Genomic DNA, 16,186 nt, shown 5'->3' on the forward strand with positions numbered 1-16,186 from the left:
AACAAGGAGTTTTACGTTTCGACTGCGCCGGAAGTGGGGCGAATTATAGACTTCCAGAATCTGCCGTCAACCCTTAATTTAGCTTTTCTATCAATCCATCCCGACAATCACAAAATCTACCTATATATAGAGAAATACGGCACACGCTGAGCAATATATTGCTCATCACCACACAGTTAAGCATCATAGCCACTTCTGCTTCTTTAAATACGACCTCGGACGAACACCCTCAATGACCACTTCACCCCGTAGCCTGGCTTCGACATTGTTTCCGGTCGGCCTGCTACTCATTGCCATGGCCTCCATTCAATCAGGCGCATCACTCGCCAAAAGCATGTTCCCCATTGTGGGCGCGCAAGGCACCACCACCCTTCGCCTGATTTTCGCCAGCGTGATCATGCTGCTTCTATTACGCCCATGGCGCGCCAAGCTCACAGCCAAGTCGCTACAGACCGTGATCGTTTACGGAATGGCCCTGGGCGGAATGAACTTCCTCTTCTATATGTCGCTGCGGACCGTTCCGCTAGGCATCGCAGTAGCCTTGGAATTCACCGGCCCACTGGCCGTCGCCATATATGCTTCACGGCGCGCTGTAGACTTTCTCTGGATAGCCTTGGCCATCATTGGCCTTCTGCTGCTGATCCCCATGGGAGCGGCCAGCAACGGCATCGACCTGACAGGCGCCGCTTACGCACTGGGCGCAGGTGTGTGCTGGGCACTCTATATTTTGTTCGGCCAAAAGGCCGGCGCTGACAACGGCGTACAGACCGCCGCCCTGGGTGTAATGATCGCCGCACTGTTTGTCGCGCCGATCGGAATCGTCCACGCGGGCGCGGCATTACTCACTCCCTCCCTGATCCCGATCGCCATTGGTGTCGCAGTTTTATCCACCGCCCTGCCCTACACTCTGGAGATGGTCGCCCTGACTCGCCTGCCCGCCCGCACATTCGGAACCTTGATGAGTATCGAGCCCGCATTCGGCGCCCTGTCCGGCCTGTTTTTCCTTCAAGAACACTTATCCTTGGCGCAGTGGCTGGCGATCACCTGCATTATTCTGGCCTCGGTTGGCGCAACCCTGACCATGCGTAACGAATCAAAGCCACTCGTTCCCGCAGATTGATTCAGGATTTGACGTAGCTCTGGCATTTGCCGCTCAATTAGGCCATGTTTAAACCGTAACCCAGTGTCACTCATGGAGAATTTAGATAAGGACATCATGAACGCTACACTCGAGAGCGAGTAAAGCCAGCTTCGTGCAGCTAAGCGGGGCGGCTATTAAGGATAGGAATGAAGCGAATTTTGATGCTGTTCATGATTGTGGCAATCGCAGGTTGTGCCGCGACTACCAAGACCGAAGTGAAACGGGGAAAGAAGGGACTGCATATCAACTGTTCGGGCCTGTCCTCCTCCTGGGACAAGTGCTACGCCAGTGCAGCCAATTCATGCGGCGCCAAAGGCTATAAAGTCATCGCCAAGTCAGGCGACAACGCCGAAGACCCGGGCGACTACCCGTTCGGCCTCAACCCCGCCGGCTACACCAGCCGAAGCATGATCGTCATCTGCAAATAACTGTCGACGCTCTCACAGCCTCGACAGCTGTTGACTGAGCACATCGTAGTTCGATGACATCACCTGCGCCTGCACCTGCGGGCTGACCATCATCCGCGCCACCACCAGGGCGCCGATGCATTGCGACAGAATCGACCAAGCCAAATCCTCGCTGCCCAACGTTGCAGCCCAGCCCGCCTGCAATCGGCAAATCCAGTCCTGCGCCTGTTGGCGTACTGCCACATCAGACCGTGCAATCTCCGCCCCCAGGCTCGGCAACGCACAGCCCGCCTCCGACTGCTCCACATGGGCCATGCTCAAATAGAACTTCAAACAGCGATCCAGCCGCTCCCGACTCTGCACACCATTGCCATTCAAGCGTTCAAGGCTATGGCTCAATTCACGCTCGACAATCGAGCTGAACAATTCGTCCTTCGAGGCGAAGTGGCTATAAAAGGCACCGCCACTCAAGCCAATGGCTTTCATCAAGCCATCCACCCCGACGCTGGCAAACCCTTCTTTCTTCGCCAAGGCCGCACTGCTATCCAGAAGCTTCTCTTTGGTTTCCTGCTTATGACTGGCCGAATATCGCATCACTTCCCTCTCTGTTGTCCGCTTGACGCCTGTCGGATCGTAGCATAACGTTCGTTTGGCAAACGATCGTTTACTAAAGGATCTCCCATGACGAACAACAAGAAAATCGTACTGGTAGTGGGTGCCGGCGATGCTACCGGTGGCGCCATCGCCAAGCGCTTTGCCCGTGAGGGTTATGTCGCCTGCGTTACCCGGCGCAGCGCCGATAAACTGCAACCCTTGGTGGAAAGCATCCAGGCGACAGGTGGAGAAGCGCATGGCTTTGCCTGCGATGCCCGCAAGGAAGAGGACGTTATCGCCCTGATCGAACAGATTGAAACCGAGTTGGGGCCCATAGAAGCCTTTGTCTTCAACATTGGCGCCAATGTGCCGTGCAGTATCCTGGAAGAAACCGCCCGCAAGTACTTCAAGATTTGGGAGATGGCCTGTTTCTCAGGCTTCCTCAACGCCCGGGAAGTGGCCAAGCGCATGGTCACCCGTAATCGCGGGACCATCCTGTTTACCGGTGCCACCGCCGGCTTGCGTGGCGCCGCCGGCTTTGCCGCATTCGCCGGAGCCAAACACGGGATCCGCGCACTGGCGCAAAGCATGGCTCGCGAACTGGGCCCGCGGAATATCCACGTCGCCCACGTGGTCGTGGATGGTGCCATCGACACTGACTTCATCCGCGACAACTTCCCGCAAAAATATGCCCTCAAGGATCAGGACGGTATTCTCAACCCCGAGCACATCGCCGATAACTATTGGTACCTGCACAGCCAGCCACGGGACGCCTGGACCTTCGAGCTGGACCTGCGCCCCTGGAATGAACCCTGGTAAGCACGCCCCATAACAATAAACAGCGAGTACCCAGCATGAGTAAAACCGTGGAGTTCTTTTTCGACCTCGGCAGCCCGGCCACCTATTTGGCCTATACCCAGCTTCCAGGCCTATGCGCGGCAACCGGCGCCCAGTTGATTTATAAGCCAATGCTACTGGGCGGCGTATTCAAGGCCACCGGCAACGCGTCGCCGGCCACCGTTCCCGCCAAGGGCCGCTACATGTTCCAGGACCTGGCGCGCTATGCCCAGCGCTACAACGTCCCGCTCAAGTTCAATCCGCACTTTCCCATCAACACCTTGCTGCTGATGCGTGCGGTCACCGGCATTCAACTGCGCCAGTCCGAGCGTTTTCTCGACTTCATCGACTGCCTGTTCCGCGCACTTTGGGTAGAAGGCCGTCACTTGGGAGACCTGTCCGTGGTGGCCACAGTGCTGGCCGAACACGGCTTTGATCCCGAAGAAATCCTGGCGCTAACCAATGATGACGAGGTCAAGGCTGCCCTCAAGGACAACACCGAACACGCCATCCAACGTGGCGTATTCGGTGCCCCCAGCCTGTTTGTCGGCAACCAGCTGTTCTTTGGCCAGGATCGCCTGGACTTTGTGCGTGAAGCGCTGAGCTAGATCGCGGCCGTACGCACCTGCAACCACTCCAGCGCAGCGCCACTGAGCAGCGGACTCAGGCGCTCGCGCACTTGCGCATGGTACTCGTTGAACCACTGGCGCTCTTCCACCGTCAGCAGCGACGGCTCAAGGCAACGGGTGTCGATCGGGCATAGGGTGAGTGTCTCGAACTTGAGGAACTCGCCAAACTCGGTCTTGCCCGCTTCACGGTTCAACACCAGGTTCTCGATGCGCACGCCCCAACGGCCCGGACGATAAGTGCCCGGTTCGATGGAAGTAATCATGCCCGCCTGCATCGCCGTTTGCGGCGCAGCGACGGCTTGGTACGCGATCACCTGGGGACCTTCATGCACGTTCAGGAAATAGCCTACGCCATGGCCGGTGCCGTGGCCGTAGTCCACGCCTTCCGCCCAGATCGGCGCGCGGGCGATGGCGTCCAGCAACGGCGAAAGAATACCTTTGGGAAAATGCGCGCGGGACAAGGCAATCACACCCTTGAGCACACGCGTGCAATCGCGTTTCTGCTCTTCGCTTGGCGTGCCGATAGGCACCATCCGCGTGATGTCGGTCGTGCCACCCAGATACTGGCCCCCCGAGTCGATCAGCAGCAAACCATCGCCTTCGATCAGCGCGTGCTCTTCTTCAGTCGCGTGATAGTGCGGCATCGCACCATTGGCGTTGAACGCGGCAATCGTGTTGAAGCTCAACGACACATAACCCGGACGACGGGTACGGGCCGCTGTCAGGTGTTCATCAATGGTCAGTTCGGTGATGCGCTCACGGCCCAACGCGCTGTCGAGCCAGGCAAAGAATTCACACAGGGCTGCGCCATCCTGCTCCATGGCCTGGCGAATATGCTCGGCGTCCGCCAGGCTTTTGCGCGACTTGGCCAAGGTAGTAGGGTTCAGGCCTTCGATCAGCGTCACGCCACTGCCCAGGTTCTCCAGCAATCCAGCAGTCACCCGTGCCGGGTCGACCTGCACACTGGCGCCTGAAGGAATGTCCTTCAACGCCGCCGCAACTTCGCTGTAATCCCGCAGGGTCACGCCATCCTGTTCCAGCACGGCGCGCAGCTCGGAGTCGACCTTGCTCAAGGCCACAAACAGCGTCGCCTGCTGCTGGCCAATCAAGGCAAAGGACACAAACACCGGATTGAACGAAACGTCGCCGCCGCGCAGGTTAAACAGCCAGGCAATGTCGTCCAGGGTCGCGATGAAATGCCAGTCGGCGCCCTTCTCCTTCAAGCTGGCACGCAGGGCTGCGAGCTTCTCGCCACGGCTGACGGTGGCCTGAGGCGGCAAATGCTGATAGATCGGCTGGTTCGGCAAGGTTGGGCGGTCTTGCCAGACTTCATTCAACAGGTCGATGTCCGTAAGCAAGCGTGCACCACGTGCCTCCAGCTTGCTGCCCAAAGTGCGAGCTGATGCAACGGCCATGACCGCGCCATCCACGGCCACCACACCGCCTTCCGGCGTCTGTTCCGCCAGCCACTCCAGCGGCCCGGGCTGGCCCGGTTGCAGTTTGACCAACTCGATACCGCTGCCCTTGAGTTCCTTGGTCGCCTGTTCCCAATAGCGGCTGTCTGCCCATACACCTGCGAAATCCGCGGTGACAATCAGCGTACCCACCGAACCATGAAAACCCGACAACCACTGACGACCCTGCCAGTAACCCGGCAGGTATTCGGACAAGTGTGGGTCGGCCGACGGCACCAACAAGGCATGAATACCCTCGCGGCTCATCAGTTCGCGGGTGTGCGCCAGGCGCTGGGGAACCGTTCCATGGGTCAAAGGCTGTGTGCTCATCGTGTCTCCTGCTAACCACTAATAATTGTTATGGGGTCAAACGGCCCAGAAAGCCGGTGCGCTGGCCAGTGCGGCCTTGATCAGTTGTACCGCCTGATCGATGTCCTGCTCGGTGGTAAACCGCCCGAGGCTCAAGCGAATGGTGCGACCTGCGCTGCGGGCATCATGGCCCAGCGCCAGAAGCACATGAGACGGTGCATTGCTCGCCGAATTGCAGGCCGACGTGGCCGAAAAGGCAATGCCCGCGCTCAACGCGGCGGAATTGAACTCGCCCTCGCTGAACGTCAGGCTCAAGGTGTGGGGAATACGCTGGGTGAGGCTGCCATTGAGGCGCACCCCGGCAATCGTATTCAGCTGTTCCAGCAGGCGCTCGCGCAGGGCAACAATGGTTGCCTTTTCTTCAGCAAAGGACGCCGCCGCCAGTGCGAACGCCGTGCCCATGCCGGCGATCTGGTGAGTCGCCAGGGTGCCAGAACGCAAGCCGCCTTCATGACCACCGCCGTGAATCTGCGCCAGCACTTTCTGCTGCGCACGTGGGCCGACGTACAGCGCGCCGATGCCCTTGGGGCCATAGAGTTTGTGTGCGGAAAATGACATCAGGTCCACCGGCCACTCAGCCAGGTCAATCGCGACCTTGCCCGCGCCCTGCGCCGCATCCACGTGAAACAACGCGCCGTGCTCACGCACTCGTGCGCCAATCGCCTGGATATCGTTGAGGGTGCCCAACTCGTTGTTCACCAGCATCAGCGACACCAGGAAGGTGTCCTCACGCAATGCTTCGCTTACCGCCTCAACACTGATCAAACCTTCGGCGTCCGGCACCAGGTACGTCACCGCAACCCCAGCTTCCTGCAGCTGGCGGGCGGTGTCGAGCGTGGCCTTGTGTTCAATCTGGCTGGTGATGATATGCCCGCCGGCTACGCCCCGCGCCTGGGCGACGCCCTTGATGGCGAGGTTGTTGGACTCGGTGGCACCGGAGGTCCAGACGATCTGTGCCGGCTCGGCGCCGACCAGTTCAGCCACTTGGCCCCGCGCCTGCTCAACCGTTTGCCGGGCCTGTTGGCCGAACGCGTGGGAACTGGACGCAGGGTTACCGAAGTTGGCGTTGAAGCCCAGACACTCGACCATCACCTGGATGACCCGCTCATCCACCGGCGTGGTGGCGGCGTAGTCGAAATACAGCGGACGTTTATTCATGACGTTAAAGACTCGCAGAGCATGTTCCCGAGAACAACGTCTCAGGGGGCAGCGATCAGGAAGGAAGATGGTTTACCTGATTCCGTGCCGTTAAAGAAAGACCACTTTATTTAAAAGTGCGTAGGAACGCTCCTGAAATTCAGCTTAACAGGCTCCGGGAAACGGATGGCAAACAAAAAGCCCGAGATTCCTGTGGGAAACCTCGGGCTTTTCAGACCTGGCCACTGACTCAACTGGGGCGACCGTGCAGCGTCATGCCGCGCTCGGCATTCATTTCACCCTGACGGTCGAAACCAAAGGTTTTCTGTGGCTGGCCGGTCAGTTCGGCTTTCTTCTGTTGGTATTCATCAAACGACAGGCCTCGACGGCTCAGGGCTTCCAGCGCCAGCTCCTTGCTCTCTTCCGCCGAGTAGGCACGCAGTTCAGGCGACGAATGTGTCGCGCAACCGGCAAGGACTGAGGTGACGAGCAATACGGAAATGGCGAGAAAACGATTCATGGCGAAGGTCCTGCGAAACGGGTTGAAGTCAATGAGCACAGGCTACTCCCGCCCCTGCACGGTGAAAAATCATCAGCCGTGATAGTCGCTATCAACCCTTGCGACACCTGTGATAGCCACGTCTTATATTCCATGCAGATCTATAAATATGGAAATACGTTCATTTACGGAATAAACACAACCCTCTATAAATGGCTTCAACGCTCACGCCACTGTTCGCCTGGCAACTGTTGCCCAGGCAACAGTCATTCAACAAAACACCAGGCAGACAACACCGTCATTTTCCAACACCTGGCCCACGACCCGCGCCAGTCAAGGCCTGCGCAGCTTGGTACAGCTCTTGCTCAAGTCCTGCTACTGCTCTTGCCCTGAGCGACTGTTGAAAAAGGAACTGTTGATGACCCGTCCACTGAATGTCGTTGCCCTCTCCGGCGGAACCTGGCGCCCGTCCCGCACCCTGGTGTTGACCCAGGCGGTGCTGGCCGAACTGGCCACTCAATTGCCGATCCAGACCACCCTGATTGAACTGGGCGACATTGCCCGGCCACTGGGCGGCGCACTGTCCCGCCAGGAGTTGCCCGCCGACGTCGAGGCGCAACTGCACGCCATCGAACAGGCCGACCTGCTGATCGTCGCCGCCCCGGTGTATCGCGGTTCATACCCAGGCCTGCTCAAGCACCTGTTCGACCTGGTCGACCTCAACGCCCTGATCAACACCCCGGTGTTGCTGGCGGCCACCGGCGGCAGTGAACGCCACGCCCTGGTACTCGATCACCAACTGCGCCCGCTGTTCAGTTTCTTCCAGGCCCTGACTTTGCCCATTGGCGTGTACGCCACCGAGGCCGACTTCACCGACTACCAAATAACCAGTGAGCCCTTGAAGGCCCGCATTCGCCTTGCTGCAGAACGCGCCGCGCCGTTGTTTGCCGCGCATCCCACCTCTCTGCTGAAAATCGCTTAAGGATTTGTCATGGATGTTTTCTGGTTTCTGCCTACACACGGTGACGGTCATTACCTGGGCACCACCCAGGGCGCTCGCCCGGTCACCCTCAACTATTTGAAACAAGTCGCCCAAGCCGCAGATAACCTCGGCTACCACGGCGTGCTGATCCCCACCGGCCGCTCCTGCGAAGACTCCTGGGTCATCGCCTCGGCGCTGGTGCCACTGACCGAACGCCTGCGCTACCTGGTGGCGATTCGCCCGGGGATCATTTCGCCGACCGTCTCCGCACGTATGGCCGCCACCCTCGACCGCCTGTCCAATGGCCGCCTGTTGATCAACGTGGTGACCGGCGGCGACCCCGACGAAAACCGCGGCGACGGCAGCTTCCTCGATCACAGCGAACGCTACGAAGTGACCGACGAATTCCTCAAGATCTGGCGCCGCGTGTTGCAGGGCGAATCGGTGGACTTCGAAGGCAAACACCTGCGGGTGCAGAACGCCAAGGCACTTTACCCGCCGGTGCAAAAGCCGTATCCGCCGCTGTACTTCGGCGGTTCCTCGGACGCTGCCCACGACCTCGCCGCCGAACAAGTCGACGTGTACCTGACCTGGGGCGAACCACCGGCCGCCGTCGCGGAAAAACTCGCCGACGTGCGTGAGCGCGCCGCCCGCCATGGTCGCACCGTCAAGTTTGGGATTCGCCTGCATGTGATCGTGCGGGAAACCGAAGAAGACGCCTGGAAAGCCGCCGCCAAACTGATCGAACACATCAGCGACGAAACCATCGCCGCCGCGCAAAAATCCTTCTCACGCTTTGACTCCGAAGGACAGCGGCGCATGGCCGCCCTGCACGACGGGCGCCGCGACAACCTGGAAATCGCCCCCAACCTGTGGGCCGGCGTCGGCCTGGTGCGTGGCGGCGCGGGCACGGCCTTAGTGGGCAACCCCCAGCAAGTTGCCGAGCGGATCAAGGAATACGCGGACCTGGGCATCGAAAGCTTCATCTTCTCCGGCTACCCGCACCTAGAAGAGGCGTATCGCTTTGCCGAATTGGTGTTCCCGCTGCTGCCGGAACCCTACGCGAGCCTGGCCGGGCGCGGCGTCACCAACCTCACCGGACCGTTCGGCGAAATGATTGCCAACGACGTCCTGCCGGCAAAAGCCAAGGCCTGACTTGCCGTCTGCCGGGGTACGCCCCGGCACACCATGAGGAATCCCGCGTGACAGCCAAACCCAACAGCGTCCTGCCCTCACCGTTGCAGACAGCCAAAGTGCTGGCCGCCGAATTCGCCCTTACCGCCGTCGAACGTGACGAGCGCGGCGGCACACCCAAGACCGAACGTGACGCCCTGCGCCAAAGCGGCTTGCTGGCCCTGAGCATCCCCACCCAATACGGCGGCCTCGGCGCCCGCTGGAGCGAGACCCTGGAGATCGTTCGCGAGTTCGCCAAAGTCGACAGTTCCATCGCCCACGTCTTCGGCTTTCATCACCTGATGCTTGCCACCGTTCGCCTGTTCTCCCGCCCGGAGCAATGGCAACCCTGGTTCGAACAAACCGCGCGCAAAAACTGGTTCTGGGGCAACGCCCTCAACCCCTTGGACACGCGCACGGTGGTCAAGGCCTACAAAGGCTGGCGAGAATTCTCCGGCAAGAAGAGCTTTTGCTCCGGCGCCAGCGACTCGGAAATGCTGATCGCCTCAGCCGTGGATGAAAGCGCCGGCGGCAAGCTGCTGATCGCCGCCATCCCCAGCGGGCGCAGCGGCATCACGTTGCACAATGACTGGAACAACATTGGCCAGCGCCAGACCGACAGCGGCAGCGCCAGCTTCGAACGGGTACGCGTGGAGGAGTCGGAGTTGCTCCTCGATCCCGGCCCGTTGAGCACACCCTTCGCCTGCCTGCGCCCGCTGATCGCTCAGTTGACCTTCACCCATATGTTCCTTGGCATCGCCGAAGGCGCCTTTGCCGAAGCCCGGAATTACACCCTGACCGAAACCCGGCCCTGGCATAAATCCACGGTGCAGGACATCCGCCAGGACCCGTATGTGCTCAACCACTACGGCGAATTCTGGGTCGCCCTTGAAGGCGTTCGACTGCTGGTGGAGCGTGCCGCCGAGCTGCTGGACCAGGCCTGGGCCAAAGGCCCGAGCCTCAGCGAAAGCGAGCGCGGCGAACTGGCCATCGCCATCGCCACCGCCAAGGTCGCCGCCACCCGCAACGGCCTGGAACTGTGCAGCCGCCTGTTCGAAGTCACCGGCGCGCGTTCCACCCACGCCTCCCTGCGCCTGGACCGGCACTGGCGCAACCTGCGCACACAAACCTTGCACGATCCGGTGGACTACAAACTCCACGAACTGGGGGACTGGGCGCTGAACCAGTCCCTGCCGATTCCCACGTTCTACTCCTAGAAGAGGTGCCCATGCAGCTTTTAACCCTACCGCCCTCGCCCGCTCTTGCGACCTCGATCCGCGCCACGGCCCAGGTCTTCGAAGACCCGAAATCCCAGGCGCTGCTGGCGCACATCCAGCAAGTCGCGCCCAGCGAAGCCAGCGTGCTGATCATCGGCGAAACCGGCACCGGTAAAGAGCTGGTGGCACGCCATATCCACAACCTCAGCGCCCGGCGCAACCGTCCGTTCGTGGCGGTAAACTGCGGCGCGTTTTCCGAATCGTTGGTGGAGGCCGAGCTGTTCGGCCATGAAAAAGGCGCCTTCACCGGCGCCCTCAGCGCCAAGGCCGGCTGGTTCGAAGAGGCCGACGGTGGCACCCTGTTCCTCGATGAAATCGGTGATTTGCCGATGGCGATTCAGGTCAAGCTGCTGCGGGTACTCCAGGAGCGCGAAGTGGTGCGCCTGGGATCACGCAAAAGCATTCCCATCGACGTGCGGGTCCTGGCGGCCACCAACGTTCAATTGGAAAAAGCCATCAACGCCGGACATTTCCGCGAAGACCTGTACTACCGCCTCGATGTGGTGAGCCTGGAGCTGAGCCCGTTGCGGGACCGGCCCGGCGACATCCTGCCCCTGACCCGGCACTTTATCGAAGCCTACAGCCAGCGCCTGGGTTACGGACCGATCACTATCAGCCGCGAGGCCGAGCAGAAACTCAAAAGCTACAGTTGGCCAGGCAACATTCGCGAGCTGGAAAACGTGATTCACCACACCCTGCTGATCTGCCGCAACGGCGTGATCGAACGCGACGACCTGCGCCTGTCGAACATGCGCATCGAGCGTCAGGACGACAGCCAGCACGGCATCGACAACAGTGCTGAAGCCCTGCTGGAACGCGCCTTTCAAAAACTCTTCGAGGAACAGGCCGGCGCCCTGCATGAAAAGGTCGAGGATGCATTGTTGCGCGCTGCCTACCGCTTCAGCCATTACAACCAGGTGCACACCGCCAACCTGCTGGGCCTGAGCCGCAACGTGACGCGTACCCGCTTGATCAAGATCGGTGAGCTGGCCGTGAACAAGCGCCGCCCCGGCGAAAACGTACAGGGCGAGCGCATGCTGCACCTGTCAATTTAGGCGGCAGTGCAAGGCGTTGTCATGGCTGCGCTCGATACTGCGCAACACCTGGAACGAACCGAAGGTCACTGCCGTGGCCTGGTGGGCGCGTATCAGCGTCCAGAAATCTTCCTCACCGTGCTCAAAACACTTGAAGGCCGCCTCACCGTCCTCGCGGGAGCGCCATTGCAAGTAGCTGAGCACCCGGCGCCCATCATCGCTGACCTGCACGCTGGCGTTGATAAAGCCGCCGTGGTCCTGGGCCAGGCGCTCGCTTTGGGATGACAGGGCCGCTACCAACGCGGATTGCTGCTGAGGTTCGATCTGGAACTCGACCATCTGGGTGAAACTCAGACTCTTCTCTAATACCTGCATGAACATTCCCCTCTTACCGTAGGCACAATCTTGCGATTGGATGCCACGCAGGGTAAAACCTCTAGTTAAGTCAAGGTCAAGGGCTTTTTCATGGTCACCAAAGAACTCACCGTCGGCCAATTGGCAGCCCGTAGCGGCGTTGCCGTTACCGCCCTGCACTTCTACGAAACCAAGGGTTTGATCAAGAGCAGCCGTAACGCCGGCAACCAACGGCGCTACTCGCGGGACGTGTTGCGCCGGGTGGCGGTGATCAAGATTGCCCAGCGTTTGGGCATCCCTCTGGCGACGATCCATGAGGCACTGCAAACCCTGCCCGATGGCCGCACGCCCACCGCCGCTGACTGGAAGCGCCTGTCTGCATTGTGGCGTGAGGACCTGGACCGGCGCATCGACAAACTGATGCTGCTGCGGGACAAACTCAGTGGCTGTATTGGCTGCGGGTGCCTGTCGATAGAGGCGTGCCCGCTGCGCAATCAGGATGACGTACTGGGTGAACGCGGGCCTGGGGCACAATTGCTGGAGCCCAGCGTAAATCCCTGATAAGGAAACCCTATCAATGTGGGAGCGGGCTTGCTCGCGAAGGCGGCGTGTCAGTCACTCAATAAGTTGGCTGATACACCGCCTTCGCGAGCAAGCCCGCTCCCACATTTTGATCTCCATCAGACTTAGAAACCCGGAGCTATCTGGCCTTTATAGCGTGTCAGGATGAACTGGCGCACTTCATCGGAGTTCAACGCCTTGGCCAGTTTCTGGATGCCCGGGTCGTTGATGTTGTCCGGGCGCGCTACCAGGTACTCGACGTACAGGCTCTTGCCCTTCTCGACGATCAACGCGCTGTTGGTGTCGATCCCCGCTTCCAGGGCGTAGTTGGCGAACACGAACGCCAGGTCCACCTGGCTCACCGAGCGAGCCAGCAACGCCCCTTCCAACTCACGAATTTTCAGGTGCTTGGGGTTTTCGACGATGTCCCGTGGGGTGGCCAGGGTGTTGCTCGGGTCCTTGAGTTTGATCAGGCCGGCTTCATCCAGCAGCACCAGCGCACGGCCGGTGTTGACCGGGTCGTTGGGGATCGACACTGTGGCGCCGTCTTTCAACTCAGCGATGTTTTTGATCTTGGTCGAATAGGCACCAAACGGCTCGATGTGCACGCCAACCACCGGCACCAGATTGGTATGCCGGGTTTTGTTGTAGTCATCCAGGAAAGGCCGGTACTGATAGTAGTTGGCGTCAATGTTCTTCAGCGCCAGTTGTTGGTTGGGCTGGATGAAGTCGGTGAAGACCTTGATTTGCAGGTCCACGCCCTCCTTGGCCAGCACGGGTTTGACGAACTCCAGGATCTCGGCGTGAGGCACGGGCGTGGCGCCGACGACCAACGTCTCGTTGGCAAAGGCGTTGAAGGACAAGACAGCGGCCAAGATGGCCAGGGATTTTTTCATGGTTGCTCCGAAGGCATTAGTTATAGGAATCAACGGCGGCTGTAACGCGCCACCAAACGGTCACCGGTCATTTGCAGGGCCTGCACCAGCACCAACAGCAGCAACACCGTGACCACCATCACGTCGGTCTGGAAACGCTGATATCCATAGCGAATTGCCAGGTCGCCCAGGCCACCGCCACCGATCACCCCGGCCATCGCGGTGTAGTCCACCAGCACAATCGCGGTAACGGTGACCGCTGCCAGCAGCCCGCCCCGGGCTTCCGGCAACAGCGTGTGGCGGATCACCTGCCAGGTGCTGGCGCCCATGGATTGGGTGGCTTCCACCACACCACGGTCGACTTCACGCAAGGCGGTTTCCACCAGCCGCGCAAAGAAAGGCGTACAGCCCACCACCAACGGCGGAATCGTGCCGGGCACGCCCAGGGAGGTGCCCACCAGCAAGGTGGTCAACGGGATCAGCACAATCAGCAGGATGATGAACGGCAGCGAACGCAGCACGTTCACCACCACCGACAGCACCCGATACACCACCAGGGTTTCGTGCAACTGGCGCTTGCCGGTAAGGAACAGCACCACCCCCAGCGGCAACCCCAACAGCACGGTAAAACCCAGGGCCGCAGTGAGCATGCTCAGGGTTTCCAGGCAGGCTTGGCCGATGTCGGCCCAGTAGATGTTTTTAAACAGCTCGGCCATGGTTCAGGACCAGTCGTGACGCGGTGGCTTGGCACCGTTGAGCAACCAGTTGCCCACCACGTGATACTTCCAGCGCACCGGGTCATGCAGGGTGTGCACACGGGCGTTGCGCCAGTGACGGTCGAAGTTGTGTTTCTTCAAAGTGGAACGGGTGCCGCCGAGTTCGAAGAGCTTGTTGCTGGCTTCGATGGCGATTTCAGTGGTCAGTACCTTGGCTCGAGCGACCGCCAGGGAAGCGTGGGCGACGTTGTCTTCATCGGGTGCCGGGCGCGCGGCGTCCAGGGCTTTTCCGGCGCGCTCCAGCAAGGCTTCCGCCGCTTCCAGACGAATATCCAATGCGCCGACCTGGATGATGGTCAGCGGATCTTCACTGGCTTTTTCCACCCCGGCATCAATCCACGGGCGGGCGAATTGCTGGACGAACTGCACCGTGTCACGCAGCGCGGCACGGGCGATGCCGGCGTCGATGGCGGCGGTGGTCAATTGTGCGAAAGGGCCGGCGAGCGTCGGCGAATCGTAGGAGCGATGGGTAGGAAACAGATTGAAAGCCGGCACGTTCAAGTCATCGGCCAGCACCGTGCCGCTGGACGTGGTGCGCTGCCCCATGCTGTCCCAGTCGTCGACCACCACCAAGCCTTCAGTGCCCCGGGGCACGAATGCCAACTGCGCATTTTGCTGTTCATCCAGCGCCAGCACCGCCAGCCAGTGGGCGTACAGCGAACCGGTGCAATACCCCTTGCGACCGTTGATCACATAGCCATCGCCTTGCCGGCGGATGGTTGCCTGGATGTCCTGAACGTTCTTGCCGCCGGTTTCCGACAGTGCATTGGCAAACCGATGCCCTTCCAGCGCCAGGCCAAAAAAGTACGCCTGCTGCTCGGGGGTGCCCTGCAGACGGATGTCTTCCAGCAGGCAGTAATGGTTCTGCGGGATCTGACCCAGCGACGGGTCGGCCGCCGAGATGATCGCAATCACCTGGGCCAACACCGCGTAGGACACTTGGGCGCCGCCAAATTCGCGAGGCACGCTGATGCCCCACAGGCCGCTGTTGGAATACAGGTCGACCACTTCGACCGGCACCTGGCGGGTGCGGTCACGTTCGGCGTCTTGCTCCAGCAACACGGCGGCGACCCGATGGGCTACGGCCAGGGCCTGGGCCTCATCGCGGATCAGCTCGGCGTGGGGCGTGTGAATCGGGTAATCGGCAGATACAGGCAGTACAGACATACAACGCTCTCGGGCGAATGATTGACCTGAGCTATTGCAGCTTCTGTGCCTGAGGGCCCGGGCCGTCAAACTCAAGGGTTTGCGCCCACCCTGACCGCAATAATCCGTCCATGGCGCAGCAAACTGCCGGTTTGCTGTTGCCTGGCCAACACCTCGTCGGCTGCCCGCAGGCCACGGCACACGTGGCCTATAGTGAAAAGGCCGTCCCTCCATAACCACAATCAAGGAGAACGATATGAGCGTTAAACCTATTCCCGAGGGCTATCACAGCATCACGCCGTACTTGGGTATCGAAAAAGCCGCTGAGGCCATCGAGTTCTACAAGAAAGCCTTCGGCGCCACCGAAGTCATGCGCCTGGACATGCCCGACGGCAAGATCGGCCATGCCGAACTGCGCATTGGCGATTCGGCGATCATGATGGCCTCACCCTGTGGCGAAATGTCTTTCGGCAGCCCGGGAAAAGAACACCCCAGTGTGTGCCTGCATCTCTATGTGCAGGACATCGACCAACAGTTCGCCCAGGCCATCAAGGCCGGCGGCACCGCGATTTCAGAACCCAAGGATCAATTCTACGGTGACCGCTCCGGGACGCTGAAAGACCCGTTCGGGCATGTGTGGTTTTTGGCTACGCGCAAGGAGGATTTGACCGAGGCGCAGGTTCGCCAGCGTGCCGAGGCGTTGTTCAAGCAAGGATGAAGTCGCCTGGGTGATACAACCCAACTGTGTGGCTTGCCTGCGATGGCATCACCTCGGTGCGACTGATACACCGAGTTGCCTGCATCGCAGGCAAGCCAGCTCTCACAGTTGGCCTGCACTGCCTGAAAGATCGGGCTTCAACACACTTCATGAACAACCCCTCCACGCTTTCCCCCTTGCCCCAGGCGCCGTGTGATTTCAGGATGCAGGCAATCATCACAAG

The 16,186-nt window shown here is 60.3% G+C and carries 18 protein-coding genes; 10 read left to right on the forward strand and 8 right to left on the reverse strand.

Going from position 1 to position 16,186, the window contains the following annotated elements; translation table 11 throughout:
* Positions 1-232: 232 nt before the first annotated feature.
* Together rhtA and K0H47_RS08425 are read left to right on the forward strand one after the other, a co-directional pair.
* Positions 233-1,120, forward strand: coding sequence for a threonine/homoserine exporter RhtA (gene rhtA / locus K0H47_RS08420; RefSeq protein ID WP_063028418.1), 888 nt, complete (start codon positions 233-235; stop codon positions 1,118-1,120).
* 167 nt (positions 1,121-1,287) lie between these two features.
* Entirely contained in the window at positions 1,288-1,569 is a 282-nt protein-coding gene (locus K0H47_RS08425) for a hypothetical protein (RefSeq protein ID WP_017476825.1), read from the forward strand.
* Positions 1,570-1,581: 12 nt separating this feature from the next.
* On the opposite strand, the gene K0H47_RS08430 is transcribed toward K0H47_RS08425, so the two are convergent.
* Positions 1,582-2,142, reverse strand: a complete 561-nt coding sequence (locus K0H47_RS08430; protein ID WP_063028416.1) for a TetR/AcrR family transcriptional regulator — start codon at positions 2,140-2,142, stop codon at positions 1,582-1,584.
* Positions 2,143-2,229: 87 nt separating this feature from the next.
* Between K0H47_RS08430 and K0H47_RS08435 the strand changes: the two genes are divergently transcribed.
* Entirely contained in the window at positions 2,230-2,961 is a 732-nt protein-coding gene (locus tag K0H47_RS08435; RefSeq protein WP_063028414.1) for an SDR family oxidoreductase, read from the forward strand.
* 35 nt (positions 2,962-2,996) lie between these two features.
* Positions 2,997-3,587, forward strand: a complete 591-nt coding sequence (locus K0H47_RS08440; RefSeq protein ID WP_219272365.1) for a 2-hydroxychromene-2-carboxylate isomerase — start codon at positions 2,997-2,999, stop codon at positions 3,585-3,587.
* Here the strand turns inward: K0H47_RS08440 and K0H47_RS08445 are convergent.
* The 3 genes from K0H47_RS08445 to K0H47_RS08455 form a co-directional block, all read right to left on the reverse strand.
* On the reverse strand, positions 3,584-5,392 hold the full coding sequence (locus tag K0H47_RS08445) for an aminopeptidase P family protein (protein ID WP_219272367.1): 1,809 nt from the start codon (positions 5,390-5,392) through the stop codon (positions 3,584-3,586). The two genes, K0H47_RS08440 and K0H47_RS08445, sit on opposite strands and share 4 nt — an antisense overlap.
* 36 nt (positions 5,393-5,428) lie before the next feature.
* Complete coding sequence (locus K0H47_RS08450; RefSeq protein ID WP_076016650.1) at positions 5,429-6,589, reverse strand: cysteine desulfurase family protein; 1,161 nt, start codon at positions 6,587-6,589, stop codon at positions 5,429-5,431.
* Between the two features lie 229 nt (positions 6,590-6,818).
* Entirely contained in the window at positions 6,819-7,088 is a 270-nt protein-coding gene (locus K0H47_RS08455; protein ID WP_076016660.1) for a DUF547 domain-containing protein, read from the reverse strand.
* 397 nt (positions 7,089-7,485) lie between these two features.
* Here K0H47_RS08455 and msuE point away from each other — a divergent pair, with 397 nt between their 5' ends.
* The 4 genes from msuE to K0H47_RS08475 are packed head-to-tail and all read left to right on the forward strand — an operon-like array spanning position 7,486 to position 11,554.
* Positions 7,486-8,049: an FMN reductase gene (gene msuE / locus K0H47_RS08460; protein ID WP_063028405.1), complete on the forward strand. Its 564-nt coding sequence runs from the start codon at positions 7,486-7,488 to the stop codon at positions 8,047-8,049.
* Positions 8,050-8,058: 9 nt separating this feature from the next.
* Positions 8,059-9,204 (forward strand): FMNH2-dependent alkanesulfonate monooxygenase, encoded by a 1,146-nt coding sequence (gene ssuD, locus K0H47_RS08465; RefSeq protein ID WP_003210130.1) that lies wholly within the window; start codon positions 8,059-8,061, stop codon positions 9,202-9,204.
* A 47-nt stretch (positions 9,205-9,251) separates the two neighbouring features.
* Positions 9,252-10,439: an acyl-CoA dehydrogenase family protein gene (locus K0H47_RS08470; RefSeq protein ID WP_219272369.1), complete on the forward strand. Its 1,188-nt coding sequence runs from the start codon at positions 9,252-9,254 to the stop codon at positions 10,437-10,439.
* An 11-nt stretch (positions 10,440-10,450) separates the two neighbouring features.
* Positions 10,451-11,554, forward strand: coding sequence for a sigma-54-dependent Fis family transcriptional regulator (locus tag K0H47_RS08475; RefSeq protein ID WP_010166567.1), 1,104 nt, complete (start codon positions 10,451-10,453; stop codon positions 11,552-11,554).
* Here K0H47_RS08475 and K0H47_RS08480 read toward each other — a convergent pair.
* Positions 11,546-11,908 carry an antibiotic biosynthesis monooxygenase gene (locus K0H47_RS08480; RefSeq protein ID WP_063033929.1) on the reverse strand — a complete coding sequence of 121 codons (363 nt, stop codon included), beginning with the start codon at positions 11,906-11,908 and terminating at the stop codon, positions 11,546-11,548. The genes K0H47_RS08475 and K0H47_RS08480 overlap by 9 nt on opposite strands.
* 90 nt (positions 11,909-11,998) lie before the next feature.
* Between K0H47_RS08480 and soxR the strand changes: the two genes are divergently transcribed.
* A complete protein-coding gene (gene soxR / locus K0H47_RS08485; protein WP_093207759.1) occupies positions 11,999-12,448 on the forward strand; it encodes a redox-sensitive transcriptional activator SoxR in 450 nt (149 codons plus the stop codon).
* 125 nt (positions 12,449-12,573) lie between these two features.
* Here soxR and K0H47_RS08490 read toward each other — a convergent pair whose 3' ends face one another.
* From K0H47_RS08490 to K0H47_RS08500, 3 genes are read right to left on the reverse strand one after another with little or no spacing between them, the layout of a single operon-like run.
* Positions 12,574-13,344, reverse strand: coding sequence for a MetQ/NlpA family ABC transporter substrate-binding protein (locus K0H47_RS08490; protein WP_076016645.1), 771 nt, complete (start codon positions 13,342-13,344; stop codon positions 12,574-12,576).
* Positions 13,345-13,373: 29 nt separating this feature from the next.
* Positions 13,374-14,039, reverse strand: coding sequence for a methionine ABC transporter permease (locus K0H47_RS08495; RefSeq protein WP_177027369.1), 666 nt, complete (start codon positions 14,037-14,039; stop codon positions 13,374-13,376).
* 3 nt (positions 14,040-14,042) lie between these two features.
* Positions 14,043-15,266 carry an SfnB family sulfur acquisition oxidoreductase gene (locus K0H47_RS08500; protein ID WP_063028395.1) on the reverse strand — a complete coding sequence of 408 codons (1,224 nt, stop codon included), beginning with the start codon at positions 15,264-15,266 and terminating at the stop codon, positions 14,043-14,045.
* A 235-nt stretch (positions 15,267-15,501) separates the two neighbouring features.
* Here K0H47_RS08500 and K0H47_RS08505 point away from each other — a divergent pair, with 235 nt between their 5' ends.
* Complete coding sequence (locus K0H47_RS08505) at positions 15,502-15,963, forward strand: VOC family protein (RefSeq protein WP_219272371.1); 462 nt, start codon at positions 15,502-15,504, stop codon at positions 15,961-15,963.
* Positions 15,964-16,186 lie beyond the last annotated feature (223 nt).

Origin of the sequence: Pseudomonas sp. Xaverov 83, from assembly GCF_019352905.1 — a bacterium.
GTDB classification, from domain to species: Bacteria; Pseudomonadota; Gammaproteobacteria; order Pseudomonadales; family Pseudomonadaceae; genus Aquipseudomonas; species Aquipseudomonas yamanorum.